Annotated in this window: 2 protein-coding genes; both read right to left on the reverse strand. The window is 52.6% G+C overall.

Going from position 1 to position 975, the window contains the following annotated elements:
- A partial coding sequence (locus H7K56_RS23125) for a flagellin N-terminal helical domain-containing protein (protein ID WP_445669864.1) occupies nucleotides 1–192 on the reverse strand: 192 nt, incomplete at its 3' end.
- Between the two features lie 240 nt (nucleotides 193–432).
- Nucleotides 433–975: flagellin (locus H7K56_RS23460; protein ID WP_259395535.1), on the reverse strand; the 543-nt coding region annotated here is incomplete at its 5' end.

Consider the following 975-nt stretch of genomic DNA (forward strand, 5'->3'; position numbering starts at 1 on the left):
GGCAGCAACGGTCAGGCCGTTGATGTTAGAGGTGAAGCGGTTAGCAATCGCCTGACCTGCAGCGTCATCTTTTGCGCTGTTAATACGCAGACCAGAAGAGAGACGCTCAATAGCGGTACCCAGAGAAGCCTGAGACTTGGACAGGTTGTTCTGAGTCGTCAGCGACAATGTGTTGGTATTAATCACTGCCATAGCAAGTTTCCTTTATTAAGAGAGATAATTCAGCCCTTCAGGCCTGCGGTTCAACACCGTATTAAAGTTATCGACAGGCTGCGCAAAAACTTCACTCTTTTTAATATTGATTTTGTCGTCTTTGCAGACAAAAAATAGATTTTAATAATCAGAAAATTAGCAACGCAGCTGTGGCTACCCTCTTCCGGAAATATAAAAAAACGGAGCCAGCTGGCTCCGTTGAAGTCTGCGTGTTTGCGATTAACGCAGCAGAGACAGCATGGTCTGTGGCACCTGGTTGGCCTGCGCCAGCACAGAAGAACCTGCCTGCTGCAGGATCTGCGCGCGCGACATGTTCGACACTTCGGTCGCGTAGTCAGAATCCTGAATACGGCTGCGTGCAGCTGACAGGTTGTTCACGGTGTTGTTCAGGTTGGTGATGGTTGACTCAAAGCGGTTCTGTGAGGCACCCAGCAGGCTGCGCTGTGAATCGACGGCTTTGATAGCGGAGTCGATGTCTGCCAGAGGCGTGCTACCGGTAGCTGCACCAGACGCGCCGCCGGTGACTGCGCCTTTCAGCACGTCAAAACCAACGGCTTCAGTAGAGCGCGCGGTACCGTTAACGGTATCGCCTGAGGTCATCGCACGGGTGTTCAGATCCGTACCGCTGGTGCCGGCTTTCGCCAGGTTGAATTTGTCGCTTGAGCTCAGGGTGATGGCGATGGTTTCGCCATCTTTCGCACCCACCTGGAAGCTGTAGTCGGTAGAGCCGGAACCGGTGTTCAGCACTTTGATGCCGTTGAA

The organism is Pantoea dispersa, assembly GCF_014155765.1.
Taxonomy (GTDB): Bacteria; Pseudomonadota; Gammaproteobacteria; order Enterobacterales; family Enterobacteriaceae; genus Pantoea; species Pantoea dispersa.